General features: G+C 62.4%; 1 protein-coding gene. It reads left to right on the top strand.

The features are described 5' to 3' along the window. A partial coding sequence (locus AC5ZG1_RS44780; protein WP_496136626.1) for a GAF domain-containing protein occupies positions 1 to 364 on the top strand: 364 nt, incomplete at both ends.

Raw genomic sequence — 364 nt, 5'->3', positions numbered from 1 at the left:
CAGCTGAAGATGGGGCAGGGCCTCGTCGGCACGATCGCGGCCTCGGCGCAGCCGCTGAACCTTTCCGACGCGCAGTCGCATCCGGCCTTTCGCTACCTGCCGGAGACGGGTGAAGAAATCTACCATTCCTTCCTCGGTGTGCCGATCCTCAGGACCGGACGCTCGCTTGGTGTTCTCGTCGTCCAGAACAAGGCGAGCCGCAACTATCGCGAGGAGGAGGTGGAAGCACTCGAAACGACGGCGATGGTGCTTGCCGAGATGATCGCCACCGGCGAGCTCAAGAAGATCACCAAGCCGGGCCTCGAACTCGACTTGACGCGATCGGTGACGATCGATGGCGACACCTATAATGACGGCATCGGCC

This window comes from Bradyrhizobium sp. Leo78 (genome assembly GCF_059512425.1).
This window is presented reverse-complemented; position numbering and strand designations above follow the sequence as displayed.